Annotated in this window: 17 protein-coding genes and 2 tRNA genes; 1 reads left to right on the top strand and 18 read right to left on the bottom strand. The window is 64.0% G+C overall.

The features are described 5' to 3' along the window. Positions 1-9 precede the first annotated feature (9 nt). The 5 genes from ABIB56_RS00180 to ABIB56_RS00160 form a co-directional block, all read right to left on the bottom strand. On the bottom strand, positions 10-276 hold the full coding sequence (locus ABIB56_RS00180; RefSeq protein WP_354566699.1) for a hypothetical protein: 267 nt from the start codon (positions 274-276) through the stop codon (positions 10-12). Positions 277-548: 272 nt separating this feature from the next. Further along, positions 549-2,018, bottom strand: coding sequence for a hypothetical protein (locus ABIB56_RS00175; RefSeq protein ID WP_354566698.1), 1,470 nt, complete (start codon positions 2,016-2,018; stop codon positions 549-551). A gap of 96 nt (positions 2,019-2,114) precedes the next feature. Beyond that, a tRNA-Ile gene (locus ABIB56_RS00170) sits at positions 2,115-2,191 on the bottom strand. Between the two features lie 16 nt (positions 2,192-2,207). Continuing rightward, complete coding sequence (locus ABIB56_RS00165; RefSeq protein WP_502917515.1) at positions 2,208-3,452, bottom strand: glycosyltransferase; 1,245 nt, start codon at positions 3,450-3,452, stop codon at positions 2,208-2,210. A 29-nt stretch (positions 3,453-3,481) separates the two neighbouring features. Further along, entirely contained in the window at positions 3,482-4,423 is a 942-nt protein-coding gene (locus ABIB56_RS00160) for a DMT family transporter (protein WP_354566697.1), read from the bottom strand. A 40-nt stretch (positions 4,424-4,463) separates the two neighbouring features. Between ABIB56_RS00160 and def the strand changes: the two genes are divergently transcribed. Next, entirely contained in the window at positions 4,464-5,030 is a 567-nt protein-coding gene (gene def / locus ABIB56_RS00155) for a peptide deformylase (protein ID WP_354566695.1), read from the top strand. A 22-nt stretch (positions 5,031-5,052) separates the two neighbouring features. Here the strand turns inward: def and ABIB56_RS00150 are convergent, their stop codons facing one another. From ABIB56_RS00150 to ABIB56_RS00090, 13 genes are all read right to left on the bottom strand, one after another. Then, positions 5,053-5,358, bottom strand: a complete 306-nt coding sequence (locus ABIB56_RS00150; protein WP_354566694.1) for an AzlD domain-containing protein — start codon at positions 5,356-5,358, stop codon at positions 5,053-5,055. Beyond that, entirely contained in the window at positions 5,355-6,065 is a 711-nt protein-coding gene (locus tag ABIB56_RS00145) for an AzlC family ABC transporter permease (RefSeq protein WP_354566693.1), read from the bottom strand. Before ABIB56_RS00145 ends, ABIB56_RS00150 begins: the two co-directional genes overlap by 4 nt. Positions 6,066-6,087: 22 nt before the next feature. Then, positions 6,088-6,999, bottom strand: a complete 912-nt coding sequence (locus ABIB56_RS00140) for a sensor histidine kinase (RefSeq protein WP_354566692.1) — start codon at positions 6,997-6,999, stop codon at positions 6,088-6,090. A gap of 94 nt (positions 7,000-7,093) precedes the next feature. After that, positions 7,094-7,417, bottom strand: a complete 324-nt coding sequence (locus ABIB56_RS00135; RefSeq protein WP_354566691.1) for an SHOCT domain-containing protein — start codon at positions 7,415-7,417, stop codon at positions 7,094-7,096. 128 nt (positions 7,418-7,545) lie between these two features. Continuing rightward, a complete protein-coding gene (locus ABIB56_RS00130; RefSeq protein WP_354566690.1) occupies positions 7,546-8,211 on the bottom strand; it encodes a response regulator in 666 nt (221 codons plus the stop codon). Next, positions 8,208-9,470: a sensor histidine kinase gene (locus ABIB56_RS00125; protein WP_354566689.1), complete on the bottom strand. Its 1,263-nt coding sequence runs from the start codon at positions 9,468-9,470 to the stop codon at positions 8,208-8,210. Before ABIB56_RS00125 ends, ABIB56_RS00130 begins: the two co-directional genes overlap by 4 nt. A gap of 130 nt (positions 9,471-9,600) precedes the next feature. Then, positions 9,601-9,673, bottom strand: a tRNA-Asn gene (locus ABIB56_RS00120). A gap of 63 nt (positions 9,674-9,736) precedes the next feature. Next, the gene (locus ABIB56_RS00115; protein ID WP_354566688.1) at positions 9,737-10,723 is read right to left on the bottom strand and encodes a lactonase family protein; all 987 of its coding nucleotides are present in this window, start codon (positions 10,721-10,723) and stop codon (positions 9,737-9,739) included. Next, positions 10,720-11,577 (bottom strand): ATP-binding cassette domain-containing protein, encoded by an 858-nt coding sequence (locus tag ABIB56_RS00110; RefSeq protein ID WP_354566687.1) that lies wholly within the window; start codon positions 11,575-11,577, stop codon positions 10,720-10,722. Before ABIB56_RS00110 ends, ABIB56_RS00115 begins: the two co-directional genes overlap by 4 nt. Positions 11,578-11,587: 10 nt before the next feature. Continuing rightward, on the bottom strand, positions 11,588-13,270 hold the full coding sequence (locus ABIB56_RS00105) for a dipeptide ABC transporter ATP-binding protein (protein ID WP_354566686.1): 1,683 nt from the start codon (positions 13,268-13,270) through the stop codon (positions 11,588-11,590). Further along, a complete protein-coding gene (locus ABIB56_RS00100; RefSeq protein WP_354566685.1) occupies positions 13,267-14,298 on the bottom strand; it encodes an ABC transporter permease in 1,032 nt (343 codons plus the stop codon). The genes ABIB56_RS00105 and ABIB56_RS00100 overlap by 4 nt, the downstream gene beginning before the upstream one ends. A 1-nt stretch (position 14,299) precedes the next feature. Continuing rightward, positions 14,300-15,394 carry an ABC transporter permease gene (locus tag ABIB56_RS00095; RefSeq protein ID WP_354566684.1) on the bottom strand — a complete coding sequence of 365 codons (1,095 nt, stop codon included), beginning with the start codon at positions 15,392-15,394 and terminating at the stop codon, positions 14,300-14,302. A gap of 99 nt (positions 15,395-15,493) precedes the next feature. Continuing rightward, on the bottom strand, positions 15,494-17,134 hold the full coding sequence (locus tag ABIB56_RS00090; protein ID WP_354566683.1) for an ABC transporter substrate-binding protein: 1,641 nt from the start codon (positions 17,132-17,134) through the stop codon (positions 15,494-15,496). Positions 17,135-17,199: the final 65 nt, after the last annotated feature.

Raw genomic sequence — 17,199 nt, 5'->3', positions numbered from 1 at the left:
GCCCCCGCCTCACTCGGCGGGTCCGCCGCGCATCTCGAAGTCGATCTGCGACGCGTCGAGAGAAGCCAGCACATAGGCGAGCACATCCGCATCGAAGGTGCCATTGTCACGCGCGTCGAGCAGCGCTGACCGCTGTACCGCGATGACCGAGAGCCGGTGGTTCTTCGCGACGTCGAACGCCTCTCGCGTGAGGCCGTTCTCAAGCTGGGGCGGCTCTGCAACAGTTTCAGCGCTGGTCTTCAAGAGGTCGAAGATGCGGGCACGATGGCTCTTCACGTCGATGAAGCAACGCCCACGGGCCCGAAATCACACCACTCAGCGGGACCTCACCCGAGACAGTCGCTCGTTGAACTCCGACTCGGTTACTTGCACGTCTCCTCCAAGGAGGCTGAGAGCACAGGTAGTCCTCCACAATGCGGACACACGGATGCGACACGCCGAGGATCACTCAGTCGAGGGCGCGCGAAGTGCATCCCGATCCCGAGGGCGACCGATGGTCCAAACCTCCGTACAAACAAGATTGAACGGACGGGACTTGAACCCGTGACTCACGGATTAGGCCCGAACTGAATCCCTGGCGGGAGCGTAGCGGGCTCCTCATTTTCTGGGTCATGCGTCCAGTGTCCGTCGTCGTCAATCGAGAGGCCGTTCAAATGCAGCAACTCAGCGATGCCGTTCAATTCGGTGCTCTGCTGGAAGCTTTCGCGCAAGCTGTCGCTGCTGCTGGTGCGGCTCAGAGCTATCGCCCTCACCACGAACCGGTTGGTCTGACTAATCACATACGAAATGACCTGATCTGGGAACTCGCCACGGTCGGCGTGCTTGAGATCGTTGTAGTTGTCAGCGATTGCGCGCGCGAGACCGACAACCGTTTGAATTCGACCAGGCCAGGTCAAACTCAACTCCGCTAGGCAGCGGTACACGTAGGTCGCGGTGGTCTTGGCCCTCCCTCGACGGGTAACTTCCTCACCGTCTCGCTTGCCGAGTAACGCGCCCGCCGCCTCCAGACTCATGGAGGTAGAGAGTACGACGTCCTCGATAAACGCGCCGCTTCGATTGAGTATCGCTGCGCTCGGCACAATGAATCGGGACCATTTATCGTAGGCATCGGACCAGGCCTCCAGTCCCTCTGAGCCGACCGCTGCGAATGGCACGAGAGGGCGATCAAAGTCCTTGCCAAGGGGCAGCTGACGTGATCGCTCGCCCAGGGTCCGGCGGCTTATCAGCTCTCTCAGGGGAAGATCCATCACCGTCCCCTCACGGCCTCCCCTCGTGGGAAACCGATCATCGCGCATTTGGTGTCGACGGAATGAAATGGGCCTGCCGAATACGAAGACAAGGAGCGTTGCGAACTTTCTTTGCTCCACAAAGTGATCCCAGAATTCACGAGACCCTGCCTCAAATTTACTGACGAGAGTCACGCTGTCATTCAAGGTCGTTACGGTTGCGAGTGGTCCGCGCACGGGATGATGAGACCAGGAAGACCGCAGCTCCATCGTGGCCTCGCCCTGATTCCATGAGACAACGGGGCCACCGGCAAGGTGGATCGTTACGCCCTGAACCTTGCCATCCTCGTCCGTCTCGCGATCTGTTGTGACGGCTGTCGCACGACTCCAAAGCGTCGCCGCGTCGACATAGCTATGGAGTTCTGCCATCTCTAACGCATCGGCGAGCGGGCCCTCTCGGTTAGCAAACACAACTTCATTAGGGCGCAGTTTGCCGAGAGATGACTTGTCGCCGCCCCAAGTTTCCGAATGGCCGCTCCACGCTACATCAAACATGGAGATGGTACCTTCGGGAGTCCGCATGAGCATGTTCTTCGGCGGGGACTGCTGAGAGAACCACTTCGCGACATGCGCAAACTGGTCGGCGTCATGATGCGCAAGATAGGGAATCTCGACGACCACGCCTTGCGGGTCGATTATGCGAAACGTTGCACCCACGTAGGGCATATCGTCGACGCCATCAATGAGGAGACCGGCAATACTGTCGCCAAACTCAAACTCGGACCACTCCATGGCGTGAGCCTATCTACACCGAAGGATTCGGAGTGCATGCGGAGGGCATGCCTGATTTCTGAGCGAAGGGCGCGCTCCAGATTCCCATACAAACGTTGGTGGGGCGAACGGGACTTGAACCCGTGACCGACGGATTATGAGTCCGCTGCTCTAACCAGCTGAGCTACCGCCCCGCGGTCCCGCTGAGCGTTAGGAAACCGGCTCGTCGAGCGACGCGTCGGTGACCGGATCGGTCACCGGTTCACCACGATACAGGCTCTCAAAGGTGTTCAGCGTGCGCTGGATATCGTGTGCCGCGATGTATCTGAGACTCGCCTTTTTCATGCGGGTGAGCTCCTCATCCGACAGGGTGAGAACCTGCGTGAGCTTGGCGGCGAGGTCCGCCGAATCGCCCGGCGCGAAGAGGAAACCGTTCTTGCCGTCGTGCACGAGATGCGGAAGCGCCATCGCATTGGCTGCAACGACTGGCAAGGCGGATGCCATGGCTTCCATGGTCGCGATGCTCTGAAGTTCCGCGATCGACGGCATCGCGAACACGCTGGCATTGGCGAGCACGGTGCGCAGCTCGTCATCGGTGACGTAGCCGGTGAAGTTGACGTTGTCTGCGATACCCAACTGCTTGGCCAGGTTCTTCAACTGGTTCATCTGGTCGCCACCGCCCACGATGTCGACCTGGGTGTTGAGTGCCGGATCCATGGTCGCGACGGCCTTGAGCAGCACGTCGATGTGCTTCTCCCCCGAGACGCGTCCGACGAAGACGATGCGGTTCTCCGTGCGCTTCTCAAAGCTCGGCGTGTACAACGACGCGTCGATGCCGCAGGAGATCGCGTGGACGTGCGTGAGCCCAGTCTCGCCCTCGAGGTAGTCAGCGGCCTTGCGACTCGGAGCGGTCACTGCCTCGCAGTAGGCGAAAGTGGACGACGCATCCTTCCACGCCATCTGGATGGCCTTCTTGCGGAGGAACTGCGGAAGCCGCGTGTGATCGATCAGGTTCTCTGGCATGAAGTGGTTGGTGGCGATAACCCTGATGCCACGCTTCGCGGCCTGCCTGGCCAGGCCCCTGCCGATGACGAGGTGCGACTGGACGTGCACGACATCCGGCTTCACCAGGTCAAGGATGCGAGCGGCGTGCGCCTGGCTGCGCCACGGCGGGATGAATCGCAGCCAGTCGTGCGGATACCAGCGCCACGAGTAGATGCGGTGGATGGTGAATTTGGCGCCGTCATGCTCTTCGATGAACGCGCCGTATTTGCCGTTGACCGATGGAGCCTCGACATGAAGTTGGTGTCCGCGCTCGGTGAGCCCTGCCGACAGGCGTGAGATGAAGTTCGCCGCACCGTTGACGTCGGGCGGGAAGGTATCGGCACCCATGAGAATCGTGAGGGGCTTCTTTGCGGCGGTGTTGTGCGGGGTATCAGACAAATTCCTGGGCATCCCTTGCGGTAGGAGGCAGAACCAACAGCTTAGTGCTGCACTTCTGGTTGACGTCTGGAGAGCTGGACCACGCCGTAGACCGCCAGCGCACCGGAGATCGCGAACGCGATGACGGCAAACCACGGGGCGCCGGCGGCCTCCTGGAGTACGACGATTCCGATGGTGACCGCGACGATCGGGTCGATCACCGTGAGGCCTGCAATGACGAGATCGGGAGGCCCGGACGCATACGCGGTCTGCACGAAGTAACCGCCGAGGATGGTCGCCACCAGCAGTGCGACGACGCAGAACAGCGTCAGCCATTCGAAACCGTGACTCGCCGACGAGCCGATGATCAGGGCGTGCACGCGGTCGATGACCACCTTCGCGAGGGTGGCGACGAAACCGTAGAGTACCCCGGCGCCGACGATGTAGATGAAGGCTTTGAAACGCTTGCGAAGGAAGGCGAAGACGAGGGCGAATGCGACGGTGATGATGCCCAGCAGGATGAGGATCGTCACCAGCTGCCCCTCGGAGATCTCGCTGGAATGCGCGAAGATGGTGGCGAAGGTGACGAAGAGACCGACACCGACGACGCAAAAGACGATGGGCCGGATGGTGTCCCTGGAGAGCTTGGTCTTGGCCACCCGCGCGTGCACGACGGCGGTGATGATCAGCGCGACTGCACCGAGCGGTTGCACCACGATGAGCGGCGCAAGCACGAGGGCGAAGAGCTGAAAGACGACAGCAAGGCCGAGCATGAGGGTTCCGAAAACCCAGGACGGTCGGCGCAGCAGGGCGAACAGTTGACCGATGCTGAGCGCGTCCGACGTGGGCTGCTTGGTCGAGTCTTCGACCTTCACGACCCCGCGATGCTGCAACTGGGCACCGATAGAGAGGAACACCGCGCCGACCAGCGCGATCGGGATGCCGAGAGGCGCATTAGGGGTGAGACTGATCTGGTCGGACAAAGCACTCAGGTCAGGTGGCACGGCACGACCCTACCTGCTGATGCTCCGATATTCTTGGCGAATGGCCGTCCTCCCGATTCAAATAACCGGCAATCCTGTATTGCACGCGCGCGCATCCGACGTCACCGAGTTCGATGCGAAGCTCGCAACCCTCGTCGCCGACATGTTCGAGACGATGGAGGCCGCACCGGGCGTCGGACTCGCGGCGCCGCAGGTCGGGGTCGCCAAACGGCTCTTCGTCTACAACTGGACCGACGACGATGGCGGGCTCTGGCGCGGTGTCGCCATCAACCCCGAGCTCTGGATCAGCCCGACGCCGACAGGCGAGGCGGATGAGGAGAGCGAGTCTGAAGGCTGCCTCTCGATCCCTGGTGAGCGCTTTCCACTGCGCAGGGCGGAACTCGCGATCCTCCGCGGCGTCGATCTCGAGCAGAAGCCGTTCGAGATCACAACCGAAGGCTGGCTCGCCCGTATTTTCCAGCACGAGTTCGATCACCTCGACGGTGTGCTCTATGCCGACCGTCTCGAATACAAGCAGGCTAAGGCAGCCGTTAAGGCGGTGCGCAAGAACGGCTGGGGCGTTCCCGACCAGAGCTGGCTGCCAGGGGTGGACGAACTCGAAGCCTGATCCCGGCCAGAGCCTCAGCTGGCTAGAGAAGGGCCCTGATGATCGCGGCGGTCACGGCCGCGGCGATCACCGCGACGATGAACGGCGCGCGCAGCGCGAACAGCATGGCAGCAACACCCAGTGCGGGCAACCGCGCGTCGATGACGACATGGGCGCCCTGGCCGAAAGTCTGCACGGCGATGAGCGCCGCGAGAAGCGCCACGGTGAGCAGGTTGGCGATGCGTGCCGGAGTCGGCCTGTCCAGGAACGAAGCCGGCACCAGATAGCCGGCCATCTTGAGGGCGAGACAGGCCAGCGAGGCGATGATCACGATCAGCCAGAGTGTCACGAGGATGCCTCCCTGCGCCGGGGAGCACCGAACCAGTTGAAGAGGCCGACGACGACCGCGACAATCCCGGCCACGAGCACCGGCAGGCCCGGGATCAGCACGGGCGTCGTCACGGCGGCAACGACCGCCGCTCCGGCGGCCACCGCGATCGTCTGCAGTTGCTTGAGGCGGGGCCACAGCAGGCCGAGGAATGCGGCAGCGGCGGCAGCATCCAGTCCGTACATGCGCACATCGCCGAGCGCATCCCCGATGAGCGCGCCGATCAGCGAGGTGAGGTTCCAGCCGACGAAGGTCGCGAGTGCCGTAATCCAGAAGCCGATGCGCTGGCTGCGGAGCGTCGGCTGCGTGGTCGCGACGGCCGTGGTCTCGTCGATGGTGACCCAGGCCGCAGCGAAGCGACGCCACGGTCCGTGACCGATGATCGGCGCCATCCGGATACCGTAGATTCCGTTGCGGATCCCGAGGATGGCCGCGCTGGCGATAGCTGACGGCCCCGCGGCTATTCCGCCGGTGGCGATCACGCCGACCAGGGCGAACTGGGATCCGCCGGTGAACATCAACAAACTCATCACACAGGTCTGCCAGACGTCGAGCCCGGCAGCCACGGCCAAGGCCCCGTAGGACACACCGTAGGCGGCCGCAGCGAGCCCCACCGCGAGAGCCTTGCGAATCGCGGCGGTGTCTTCGTTACTCCGTGCCATCGTCATGGCAGGTTGCGAAGCGCATGACTCAGGAGTCCAGTTTCACGCCATGGACGCCATTGTCGTAACGGATCGCCGGGAACACCGCGGAGACCGAGAAGCCGACGCCGGGCAGCAGATGGGCGTTGAAGACACCACGGAACAGCGAGGCGCGCTCGCGCATCTCGGTGATTCCCGGGCCGACCACCACCTCGGTGAGCGCATTCAGGTCGTCCTGGAAGGTGTAGGTGCGCTTCTGCGCGACCTCGTCGGGGTCCAGGCCCTGGCGGCGGGCCTCGGAGCGCACACCGTCATCGTCGACGAGCAGCTGCAGTCCCTCGTCGGTCCAGGTGATGGACACCTTGACCTGGGTGCCTGGGCCACCGTACTTCAGCGCGTTGGAGAGGGCCTCCTGCAGGATGCGGAAGATAGCGAGCTGGGCGCCCTCCTGGAGGTCGAACCGCTGGCCCGATTCGACGGAGGTGATGTCGAGCCCCGCATCGCGCATCACCCTGATCAGGTCGTCCATATCACTGAACTGCGGGCGTTCCACCTCATCGGTCGGCTCAGCGCCGACGACGGTCATCACCCGCCGGAGGTCCGCGAGGGTTCCCCTGGCCGTCTCCGCGATGACGGCGGCCGAACGCGCCGCAGCCCCCGGATCGGTTTCTGCGACGTAACCGGCGCCATCCGCCTGGCTGATGATGGTGGACACCGAGTGCACGGCGCCCTCGTGGAGTTCACGCACGATACGTATGCGGCCACGTTCCTCCTGCAGCGCGACCTCGAGGTCGATCTGGTCGCGTTCTGCGTCGACCCTGGCGAAGTACTGCCGACGGCGTGCACGAGCGGCACGAAGCCAGAGGATGAGAAAGACGATGGCCAGAACGAAGAAGAGAGCGGATGCCCCGGCCAAGGCGACCGCGAGGAACTGCGCGTTCTCTTCCAGCCAGGCGTTCACGTGTCTCTCCTTCCGGCAGGGGCGGTCGGCCGCTGCCCAGACATGAGAGTATCGCGAACCGACGACGCATGCTGCGCCGCCGGTTCGCGTGGGATTACTTGACGGGAGGCTGCGGGTAGGCGTTGGCGCGCAGTACCTCGAGCCGCGCGCGGTACTCCTTCTCATCGATGTCGCCCTGCGCGAAGCGTTCCGCGAGGCTCGACTCCGCTGACCGGGCGGCGTTGCCCCAGCCGCCGTAGCCGGGGTGCCCAGGGCCGCCCCAGCCGTTGCGACGCCAGCGACGACCGGCAAGTCGGAAGATCAGGATGAACAGGCCGATCCAGAACAGCGGGATCAGGAGGAACAAGAAGCCGAAGCCACCACCCCACGGGCCACCCCAGTGAGTCGCGAATCCGGCGAGAGCGAGTGTCGTAAGCACAGTGAATCCTTTTCTGTCGTGGGCTCCGGTGGAACCGCTACAACAAGACTCTTCGTTCGGCTCCGATCACGAATCTGCCGACCGGATGCTTCTGCCTACTGCCACGGGAGCAGCCGAGCACACGACTACTACTCCTGGTAGCCCGCGCGCACCAGGCCGGTCTCGTAGGCCACCACGACAAGCTGCACGCGGTCGCGCGCCACCAGCTTGGACATGATCCTCGAGACGTGCGTTTTCGCCGTCAGCGGGCTCAGGAACAGCCTCCGACCGATCTCATCGTTGGTGAGACCGAGCCCGACAAGCGCCAGCACCTCACGCTCACGCTCGGTGAGCACGCGGAGCTGGGTGGTATCCGGCGCCTCCTGGAGTGTGCCGGCCACCCGCTCGAGCAGGCGTTTCGTGACGCCGGGAGAGAGCAGGGCATCGCCGCCGGCGACCACCCGGACCGCGCGGATCAACTCAACCGGTTCAGTGTCTTTCACCAGGAATCCGCTCGCACCGGCTGTGATCGCGTGGGCGACATATTCGTCCAGTTCGAAGGTGGTGACGATGACAATATGTGTGTTGGACAGCGCAGGGTCAGCCGCGATCTGCTCGGTCGCCCATAGTCCGTCACCATCGGGCATGCGGATATCCATGAGCACGACATCCGGTTTCTCCCTGGTAACGAGAGCGACCGCATCCTTTCCGGTCCCGGCCTCCCCCACGATCTCCAGGTCCGGCTCCGCCTCGAGGAGCGAGCGGAACCCCGCGCGGATCAACTGCTGGTCATCGGCGATAGCGACGCGAATCATTCCGTGGTCTCCTCGGTGTGCCTGGGGATGCGGGCTGTCACGCGAAAACCGCGGTACGGCAGTGGGCTGGCCTGCAGTGATCCGCCCAGGAGCTCGGCGCGCTCGTGCATGCCGAGCAGGCCGCGTCCGCCGGAATCCTTCTTGGACTGCGACGCGGCTCCGACGCCGTCGTCGGTGACCGTGAGGATGTAGACCCTCGCCTCTTCCCGCAGGAAGACGTTCGCCTTTGTCGCGTTCGCGTGCCTGATCACGTTCGTTAGGGACTCCTGAGCGATGCGGTACAGGGCCAGCTGCGCAGCCGCCGGCGGGTTCGAAGTGATCTGATTCTCCAGCTCGACCTCGACGCCCTGGCCAGACATGGATGCCACAAGGCCTTCCAATCGCGACAGGTCGGGCTCCGGCACCAACGGTGCGCTCGGGTCCGCTCCGCCCTCAGCCCTCAGGATGCCGAGCACGGACCGCACCTCGTCCAGCGCTGTCTTGCTCGACTCCTTGATGCTGGCAAGGGCTTCCTTCGCCTTGTCGGGCTGCCGCTCCATCAGGTGCAGTCCGACGCCGGCCTGAACGTTGATCTGGCTCAGGGAGTGCGCGAGAACGTCATGCAGTTCGCGCGCGATGCGTACCCGTTCCGCCTGCACCTCGTTGAGCTTGCGCTCGGCGACCCGGCGGGAGATCTCCTCGTATCTGTCACGCCGCGTACGGATCGCCTCTCCGATGCCCATCACGATGAGCACGCCGAAGGTGATGGATGCGATGCGCGGCGGGGCGAGATCGGTGCCGAGGATGATCGCGATGGTGAGCGTGGCCACCCACACGGCGGCTACCGAGATCCAGGCCCAGACTCGCGCACCACGGACGACAGCCGACACGATGGCGAAGGCTAATGCGACGTATGGCGGGTGATCGGAATTGCTGAACAGCAGCAGGTCTGCACCACCGGCCGTAGCCGTGATCGCCACCACCGGGCCGGGAAATCGGCGAGCGGCGATGAGTGCCAATGGTCCGATAAACGCGATGATCAGACTGAGAAGCAGTCGGCCTTTGTCGTCCCACTGGGCCGAATGGGTGAGGCCGCTACCGGGGCGAAAACGGAAGAACACGCTCGGGATCTGCGTGACCAGCGAGAACACGACCGGCAGCCAGAGGGTTGCCCAGCGGCCCATCCGCCATGGCGGACCCTGCGCAGCGATCCGCTCGTCCCACGGTTCCTGCCACCGGTCGTGCCAGCGCGCGCTGGTGAAACGACCTCGGTATGGCATGAATCGATCGTACTGTCGCCCATTGGCCGCCGCATCCGCCCGGGGGTAGCGCTGCGCTACTCCCCGGGGAGTACAGCCGTTATTAAACAAACGAAGGCCGCAGGGGGTGGAGCCCCGTGCGGCCATCGAGCTCCCCGACTTGGACTCGAACCAAGAACCTGCCGGTTAACAGCCGGCTGCTCTGCCAATTGAGCTATCGAGGATTGCTGAAACAGCTTTGCTACTTTACCAAAGGATGCCGATGCACCAAATCGCCTGCGTGTCAGTCACCGCGCCGGAAGGATATAGGTCGGCGACGGCACGCGTTCCGGGACGCCGATCAGCTGCGGAATGCCCGTCGTAGGGTCGATGCGGAAGCTCGTCACCGTGCTCGACAGCTGGTTCGCCACATAGAGGATGTCGCCGGAAACCCAGAGATGACGTGGCCAGTCACCGCCGGTGGGAACGGATGCCAGCGGGCTCAGGTCGTCGGCACGTGCCACGGCCACGCGGTTGGAGCCACGCAGCCCCGTGTAGAGGAATCGCCCGGACGCATCGATCGCGAGTGCGGCGGCGTGGTCCCCGTCGACCCAGTCGGCGATCGAGGAGCCATGGGCCACGATGCCGGCGTGAGCGTCGAGGGAGAAGAGCGTACCGTCCAACTCACCGAGGAGATAGATCCGGTCTTCGACGGCGAGGAGGTCACGTGGACCGGTTCCCGCCGGAAACTCGCCGAACCCGATGCGCTCGAGACCGGTATCCGTCTGACGGTGCACGTAGACGCGATCGGCGCCGAGATCTGCGCTCAGCACCGTCTTCTCCCCGGTTACCAGCGTGGAGTGCGCATGGGGTCCGTCCTGCGTATTATGCGGGCCGCGCCCGACGCCCTGGAGGCTCTGCGCAAGTGGACCGATCTCCCCCGCGGCGGCGAGCGGGAAGACGTCCACCGACCCGTCGCCGTAGTTGGACACATAGAGCCAATCGGGCGCGACGCTGAGGTGGCACGGCGACGTGCCGCTGACAGCGTGACCGCCCTGGTGCAGGAGCTGCAGCCCCTCTCGGCGGAACGCCTCGACCCGGCGATTGCCCTCGTCCACCGCATAGACGATGCCGTCGACCACGCCGTCCGCCAGAAAGGATGGCGACGAGGTCTCGACCGCGGTCTGCACAAATTCGAAGCTGCCATCGGCTCTCGCACGCGCCACGCCGATTCCGGTGGCTTCGGCATCCATCGTCGCTGTATAGCCACCGACCCAGAACAGTTTCTCGCTCATACCTCGACACTACCGACGGGTTCAGGCCAGACAAGCTTCTTTTTCCCGAGACTCCGCGCCTTGGCAAGTCCCTTGAGGTACGGATCGTACGGGTCGGTGAGGATGTCGTCGATCGGTCCGAGGCCCACGACCACACCGTGCTGCAGAACGGCGACACGATGAGCAATACGCGAGACGACGGTGAGATCGCTGCTCACGATGATCGCCGAGAAGTCACGACGGGCCTGGAAGTCCCTGAGCGAATCCAGCACGCCGTCGCGCACCGAGGCGTCCACTCCCCTGGTCGGCTCGTCGGCCACCAGAAGCGTCGGTTCGAGGATCAGGGCGCGGGCGAGAGCCACACGCTGGCGCTGGCCGCTGCTCAGTTCGTAGGGCAGCTTGTTCATCAGTCCGAGTGGGAGACGCATCGCGTCGATGACGGTGGCGACGGCGGCCGTGGCCTCCCGCACGTTGAAGCGGCGGTCGCGCATGTAGATGGGCTCGGCCACATTGTCGGCCACAGTCAGCGTCGGGCTCAGCCGTTCTGCGGCATCCTGCGGAAGAAACCCGATGCGTACTGTGAGTCGATCGCGCTTGCGCCTGCCGATGCCGCGCACCTTCGTGCCGTAGACCTCGAGTGAACCTCCGCAGATCTCCGGAACTCCGTCGCCCAGACCGCCGCCGCCGGCCAGCCCCGCAATGGTTTCGGCGAGGGTCGACTTTCCCGAGCCCGACTCACCCACCAGCCCGAGAATCTCACCCTGCGTGACGTCGAGGGTGATTCCGCGCACCGCCAGAAACCCGGTCTTGGAGCCGTTCGATCGGTAGTGGATCGACAGGTCCCGCGCCTTCACGATGTTCGCTCCGTCCCCCACGGACGACATGCTAGCCCTCGGTCCTCAACAGTTGGAGTTCGGCGCGGCGCTTCGCCTGCTCGGCCGGGTTCGGTACCGGCAGGGAGGCGAGCAAACGCTTCGTGTACGGATGCTGTGGCGCCCCGAGCACCTCGGCCCCCGTCCCCTCTTCGACGAGTTCACCGCGGTAGAGCACGGCGATGCGGTCGGCCAGGATGTCGACGACAGCGAGGTCATGGCTGATGAAGAGCGCGGCGAATCCGAATTCCTTCTGCAACTCCGCGAACAGTTCGAGCACGCGAGCCTGCACGGAAACGTCGAGCGCGCTGGTCGGCTCGTCGGCGATCAACAGTCGCGGCTGGAGCGCAATGGCCCTGGCCAGCGAGGCCCGCTGGCGCTGTCCGCCGCTCAGTTCGTGCGGGAAGCGGTCTCCGAAGGCTTTGGGCAACTGCACTGCTTCGAGGAGCTCGTCGACGCGAGACCGGGCGGCGCGGGCGTCCCCCGCCTTGCCGTGCACGATCAATGGCTCTGCCACGCACTCGGCGATGCTCAGGAGCGGATTGAAACTGGTGGCCGGATCCTGGAAGACAAAGCCGATCTCGCTCCGGAGGGGGCGGAACTGGCGCTCCTTTACCCGGAGCATCTCCTGACCGAGCACGGTAAGGGAACCACCCGTGATGCTGGTGAGTCCGCCGATGGCGCGACCGATGGTGGTCTTGCCTGATCCGCTCTCGCCGACCAGGCCGAGCACCTCGCGTGCGCCGATCTCGAAGCTGACCCCGTTGACCGCCCGGAAGCCACCGCGACCGAGACGGCCCGGGTACTCGATCTCGAGGTTCTTCGCCACGACGAGAGGCTCGGAGACGGTGAGGGCACGCTCCGCCGCCCGTTCCCGCGTGTGGACAGTGCCGGACCCCAGGTAGGGCACCGCCGCGAGCAGACGCTTGGTGTAGTCGTGCTGGGGGTTGCCGAAGAGGCTGGTGACATCCGCCTCCTCAACCACCTCGCCCTCGTACATCACGGCGACACGGTCGGCGAGGTCAGCCACCACGCCCATGTTGTGGGTGATGAGTACGATCGCGGCGTTGAATTCATCACGGCAGCGGCGCAGCAGGTCAAGGATCTCTGCCTGCACTGTGACGTCGAGTGCCGTCGTCGGCTCGTCGGCCACGATCAGCTCTGGATCGAGCACGAGGGCCATCGCGATGACGACACGCTGCTTCTGCCCGCCAGAGAACTGGTGCGGGTAGTAGTTGACCCGGTGCTCAGCATCGGGAATGCCCACCTTGTCGAGGATCTCGATCGCCTTGGCCTTCGCCTCTGCGCGGCTGTACTTGCCGTGGGCGCGCAGACCCTCCGCGATCTGCCAGCCGACGGTGTAGACAGGATTGAGCGCTGTCGACGGCTCCTGGAAGACCATTGCCGCGCTCGTGCCGCGGATCTCGCGCAGCCGCTTGTGGCTGATCGTCACGACATTGTCGTGACCGAGCAGCACTGCGCCGGTCGCGGTCGCCGTCTCCGGGAGCAGTCCGAGGATGGTCTTCGCGGTGACCGTCTTGCCACTGCCGCTCTCCCCTACGATAGCGAGCACTTCACCCGCATTGACCGAGAGCGTGACACCGTCGACCGCGCGGACATCCCCGCCATCGGTCGCAAACGTCACGGTGAGATCGGTGATGCCGACCGCCTGTTCGCCCTTCGCCAGACTGCTCATGCACGTTCCTCCAGCTGATCGACGTGCCCGACCACATCGAGGCTTCCGCCGGGAATCGCTGACTCCGTGGCGACGGATGGTGCCTCGCCTGCGGTGCGACGCCTGGTACGCAACCGCGGATCGGCGAGGTCGTTGAGGCTCTCGCCGACCAGCGTGATACCGAGCACGACGAGCACGATGGCGAGGCCGGGGAAGACGGATGTCCACCAGATGCCGCTGGTCACATCCGAGATCGACTTGTTGAGATCGTAACCCCACTCGGCGGCCGAGGTCGGCTCGATGCCGAACCCGAGGAAGCCGAGCCCGGCGAGCGTCAGGATCGCCTCCGATGCGTTGAGGGTGAAGATCAGCGGAAGCGTGCGGGTCGCATTGCGCAGGATGTGGCGGAACATGATGCGTCCGCTTCCGGCACCGATCACTTTTGCGGACTCGACGAACGCCTCCGACTTGATGCGGATCGTCTCCGCCCTGATCACCCGGAAATACTGGGGGATGAAGACGACGGTGATCGATATCGCCGCCGAGAGGATTCCGCCGAAGAGGTCGGACCGTCCACCGGAGATCACTATCGACATCACGATCGCGAGCAGCAGGCTCGGAAATGCGTAGACGGCGTCGCCGATGGTCACCAGCACGCGGTCGAGCCAGCCGCCGATGTATCCGGAGATCAGGCCGATGGCGATGCCGATGAAGATCGACAGGATGATCGCCACGATGATCACGAGGGCCGCCGTCTGCGAACCCCAGATCACCCGCGAAAGCACGTCGTAGCCGCCGACCGTCGTGCCGAGCAGGTGCTTGCCGCCCGGAGGCAACTGGGTGCCGAAATTACCCGCGCTGTCGCGCAGCTGGGAGAATCCGTACGGGGCGAGCAACGGGGCGAAGATCGCCGTCAGCAGGAACGCGGCGGTGAGGATGAGACCGGCCACGAGCATGCCGCGTTGGAGGCCGACACTCTGCCTCAGCTGATGCACGATCGGAAGCCGGCGCAGCAGTCCACGCTTCTGCGGAGCGGGAATCGAAGCCATGTCAGTACCTCACCCTCGGGTCGATGAGCGCCGCGACGATATCCACGATGAAGTTAGTGATCGCCACGATTACGGCCAGCAGGGCGACAATACCCTGGACCGCGACGAAGTCACGGGCGGAGAGATACTGCGCCAGCATGAAGCCGAGGCCCTTCCACTCGAAAGTGGTCTCGGTGAGCACCGCGCCACCGAGAAGGAGGGCGATCTGCAGGCCGATGACGGTGATGATCGGGATGAGCGCCGGCTTGTAGGCGTGTTTGCGTACGAGACGAAACTCGCTGACGCCGCGGGACCGTGCCGCATCCACATAGTCGGCCGACAGGGTTCCGATCACGTTGGTGCGCACCAGTCGCAGGAACACGCCTGCGGTGAGCAGCCCGAGCGCGATAGCCGGGAGCACTGCGTGCGAGAGCACGTCGCCGATGATGGCCGGGTCGCCGATCTGCAGGGCGTCGATGAGGTAGATACCGGTCTTGTTCGGTAGCAACTGCATCTGGAGCTCGGTACTGGTTGTGGCACGTCCGGCAATGGGCAGAACGCCGAGCCAGACGCCGAAGACGAGCTTGAGCAGCAGCCCGGCGAAGAAGACCGGAGTGGCATAGAAGAGGATCGCGAGCACCCGAAGTACCGCATCCGGCCACCTGTCGCGCAGATAGGCCGCGAGCATGCCGAGAGGGATTCCGACGATGAACGCGACGATGAGGGCATACACCGCGAGTTCGAGGGTCGCTCCCCCGTAGGTGAGCAGAACCGTGCTGATCGGACGGTTGTCGCTGATGGTGGTGCCGAAGTTTCCGGTGAAGATCTGACCGAGGTATTCGACGTACTGCACGATAACCGGGCGGTCGTAGCCGGCGGCGTGGATGCGCTCCTGCAACTGTTCGGCGTTCAGCCGACCGCCGAGCGAGGCGGTGATCGGGTCGCCGATCGTGCGCATGAGCAGGAAGACCAGCGTGACCAGGATGAAGACCGTCGGGAAGATCAGCAGAAAACGGATGAGGATGTAGCGCCCGAGTCCGCCGCCGCGAACCTTCGAGCGAGACTTCTGTTCGGGTGCGCCAGGAGGCGTCGTCACCTCAGCGGCGGTTGTCGTCATTGTGCCCAATCGTTCTGATGTCTCACACGCGAGGGGCGACCCACACGAAAGTGTGGGTCGCCCCCGTTGCGCGGTGAGGAAATTCTAACCGTGTGACACTCAGCCCTTGGAAAGCGCCGCATAGCGGAACTTGAAGGAGGCGTCGAGCGTGTCCTTCACACCGGAGACACCCTTGACCGCGACGGCAACCTGGTCGCCCTGGAGCAGCGGGACTGTCGGCAGCTGGGCTGCGACCTTCGCCTGGATCTCCTCGATGAGCTTCGCACGCTCAGCCTTATCGCTCGTCACACCCTGCTTGAGAATCAGCGCGTCGACGGCGGGGTCGTCATAGTGGTTGATGATGAACGCCTCCTTGTCGGTCGGGTTGTAGAAGAACGGCGTGAGGTAGTTGTCCGCGTCGGAGTAGTCGGGGAACCAGCCGAGCTGGAACACCGAGTAAACGCCTGCCTTACGGTCCTTCGAGTACTGCACGTACTCGGTCGACTGCAAGTTCACCGTGAAGAGTCCGCCGGCTTCGAGCTGGCTCTTGATGGCCGCATACTCGTCGCTGGATGACTCACCGTAGTGGTCGGTGTTGTACTGCAGGTCGATCTTGACCGGGGTCGTGACTCCGGCATCCGCAAGGGCCTTCTTCGCCTTGCCGGCGTCCGGGCCGCCCTTTCCGTTGCCGTACAGGTCCTTGAGCACCGTGGTGGCTCCGGTCAGGCCGTCAGGCACGTAGGAGTACAGCGGCGAGTAGGTGCCCTTGTAGACGTTCTTGGCGAGCGCGTCGCGGTCGACGAGGTCGGCAGCCGCCTGGCGTACGGCGAGAGCCTTGGCCGGGTCGGCATCCGCGGTCTTCGTACCGAATGGCTGGGTCTGGAAGTTGAAGACGAAGTAGCGGATCTCTCCACCGGGGCCGTGATACACGGTCACCTTGCTGTCTTTCTCCAGGTTCGCGACGTCGGTGGGCGACAGGCTACGGAACGCCACATCGATGTTGCCCTTCTGCACGTCGAGCTTCAGGTTCGACTGCGACGCGTAGTACTTGACGTTGACGATATCGGTCTTGGCCTTGCCGAGAACGCCGTCGTAGTTGGGGTTGGCCTTGTAGGCGATCAGATTGTTGAAGTCGTAACTCGTGATGTCGTACTGACCGGCGAAGGCGTGAGCCTTGACAATCTCCTGGTCGGTCGCCAGCTTGTCGGCAGGGAAGACTTCTTCATCGACGATCGGGCCGGCCGGGCTCGACAGTATCTGCTTGAAGACCTGGTCGTTGGCTGTCTTCAGGTTGAAGACCACCGTCGTCTTGTCGGGAGCATCGACGCTCGCGAGGTTGTACAGCAGTGACGACGGGCCGTTGGCATCCGCGATCTTGAGGTCGCGGTCGAAGGTGAATTTGACGTCGGAGGAGGTGAGGTCGTGGCCGTTCGCGAACTTGAGGCCGGGCTTGAGCTTCACCGTGAAGGCGGTAGGCGACGTGAAGTCGCCGGACGCAGCGATGTCTGGCTGTACATCGGGGCTTCCGTACGGGGTGTTGTACAGGAACGGGAAAACCTGGTTCTGCACTGCAAAGGAACCGTTGTCGTAAGAACCGGCTGGGTCGAGCACTGTGACCTTGTCGGTGGTTCCGATGGTCAGCGGCTTCGACCCGGTGGTGGCTCCACCACCACCGGAGCAACCGGCGAGGGTGAGTGCTGCGATGGCGGTGCCACCGAGCACGGCAAGCGTTCGCTTGCGAATCGTGGATGCGGATGTCATATCCGTTTGCCTCTCTCGTGAAAAAACACAGTGGTCCGCACGATATACGGACCACGCACTGCTGT

Source organism: Glaciihabitans sp. UYNi722 (assembly GCF_040549465.1).
GTDB lineage: Bacteria > Actinomycetota > Actinomycetes > Actinomycetales > Microbacteriaceae > Lacisediminihabitans.
The sequence above is the reverse complement of the archived record's forward strand: the minus strand, read 5'-3'. Positions and strand labels throughout refer to the sequence as shown.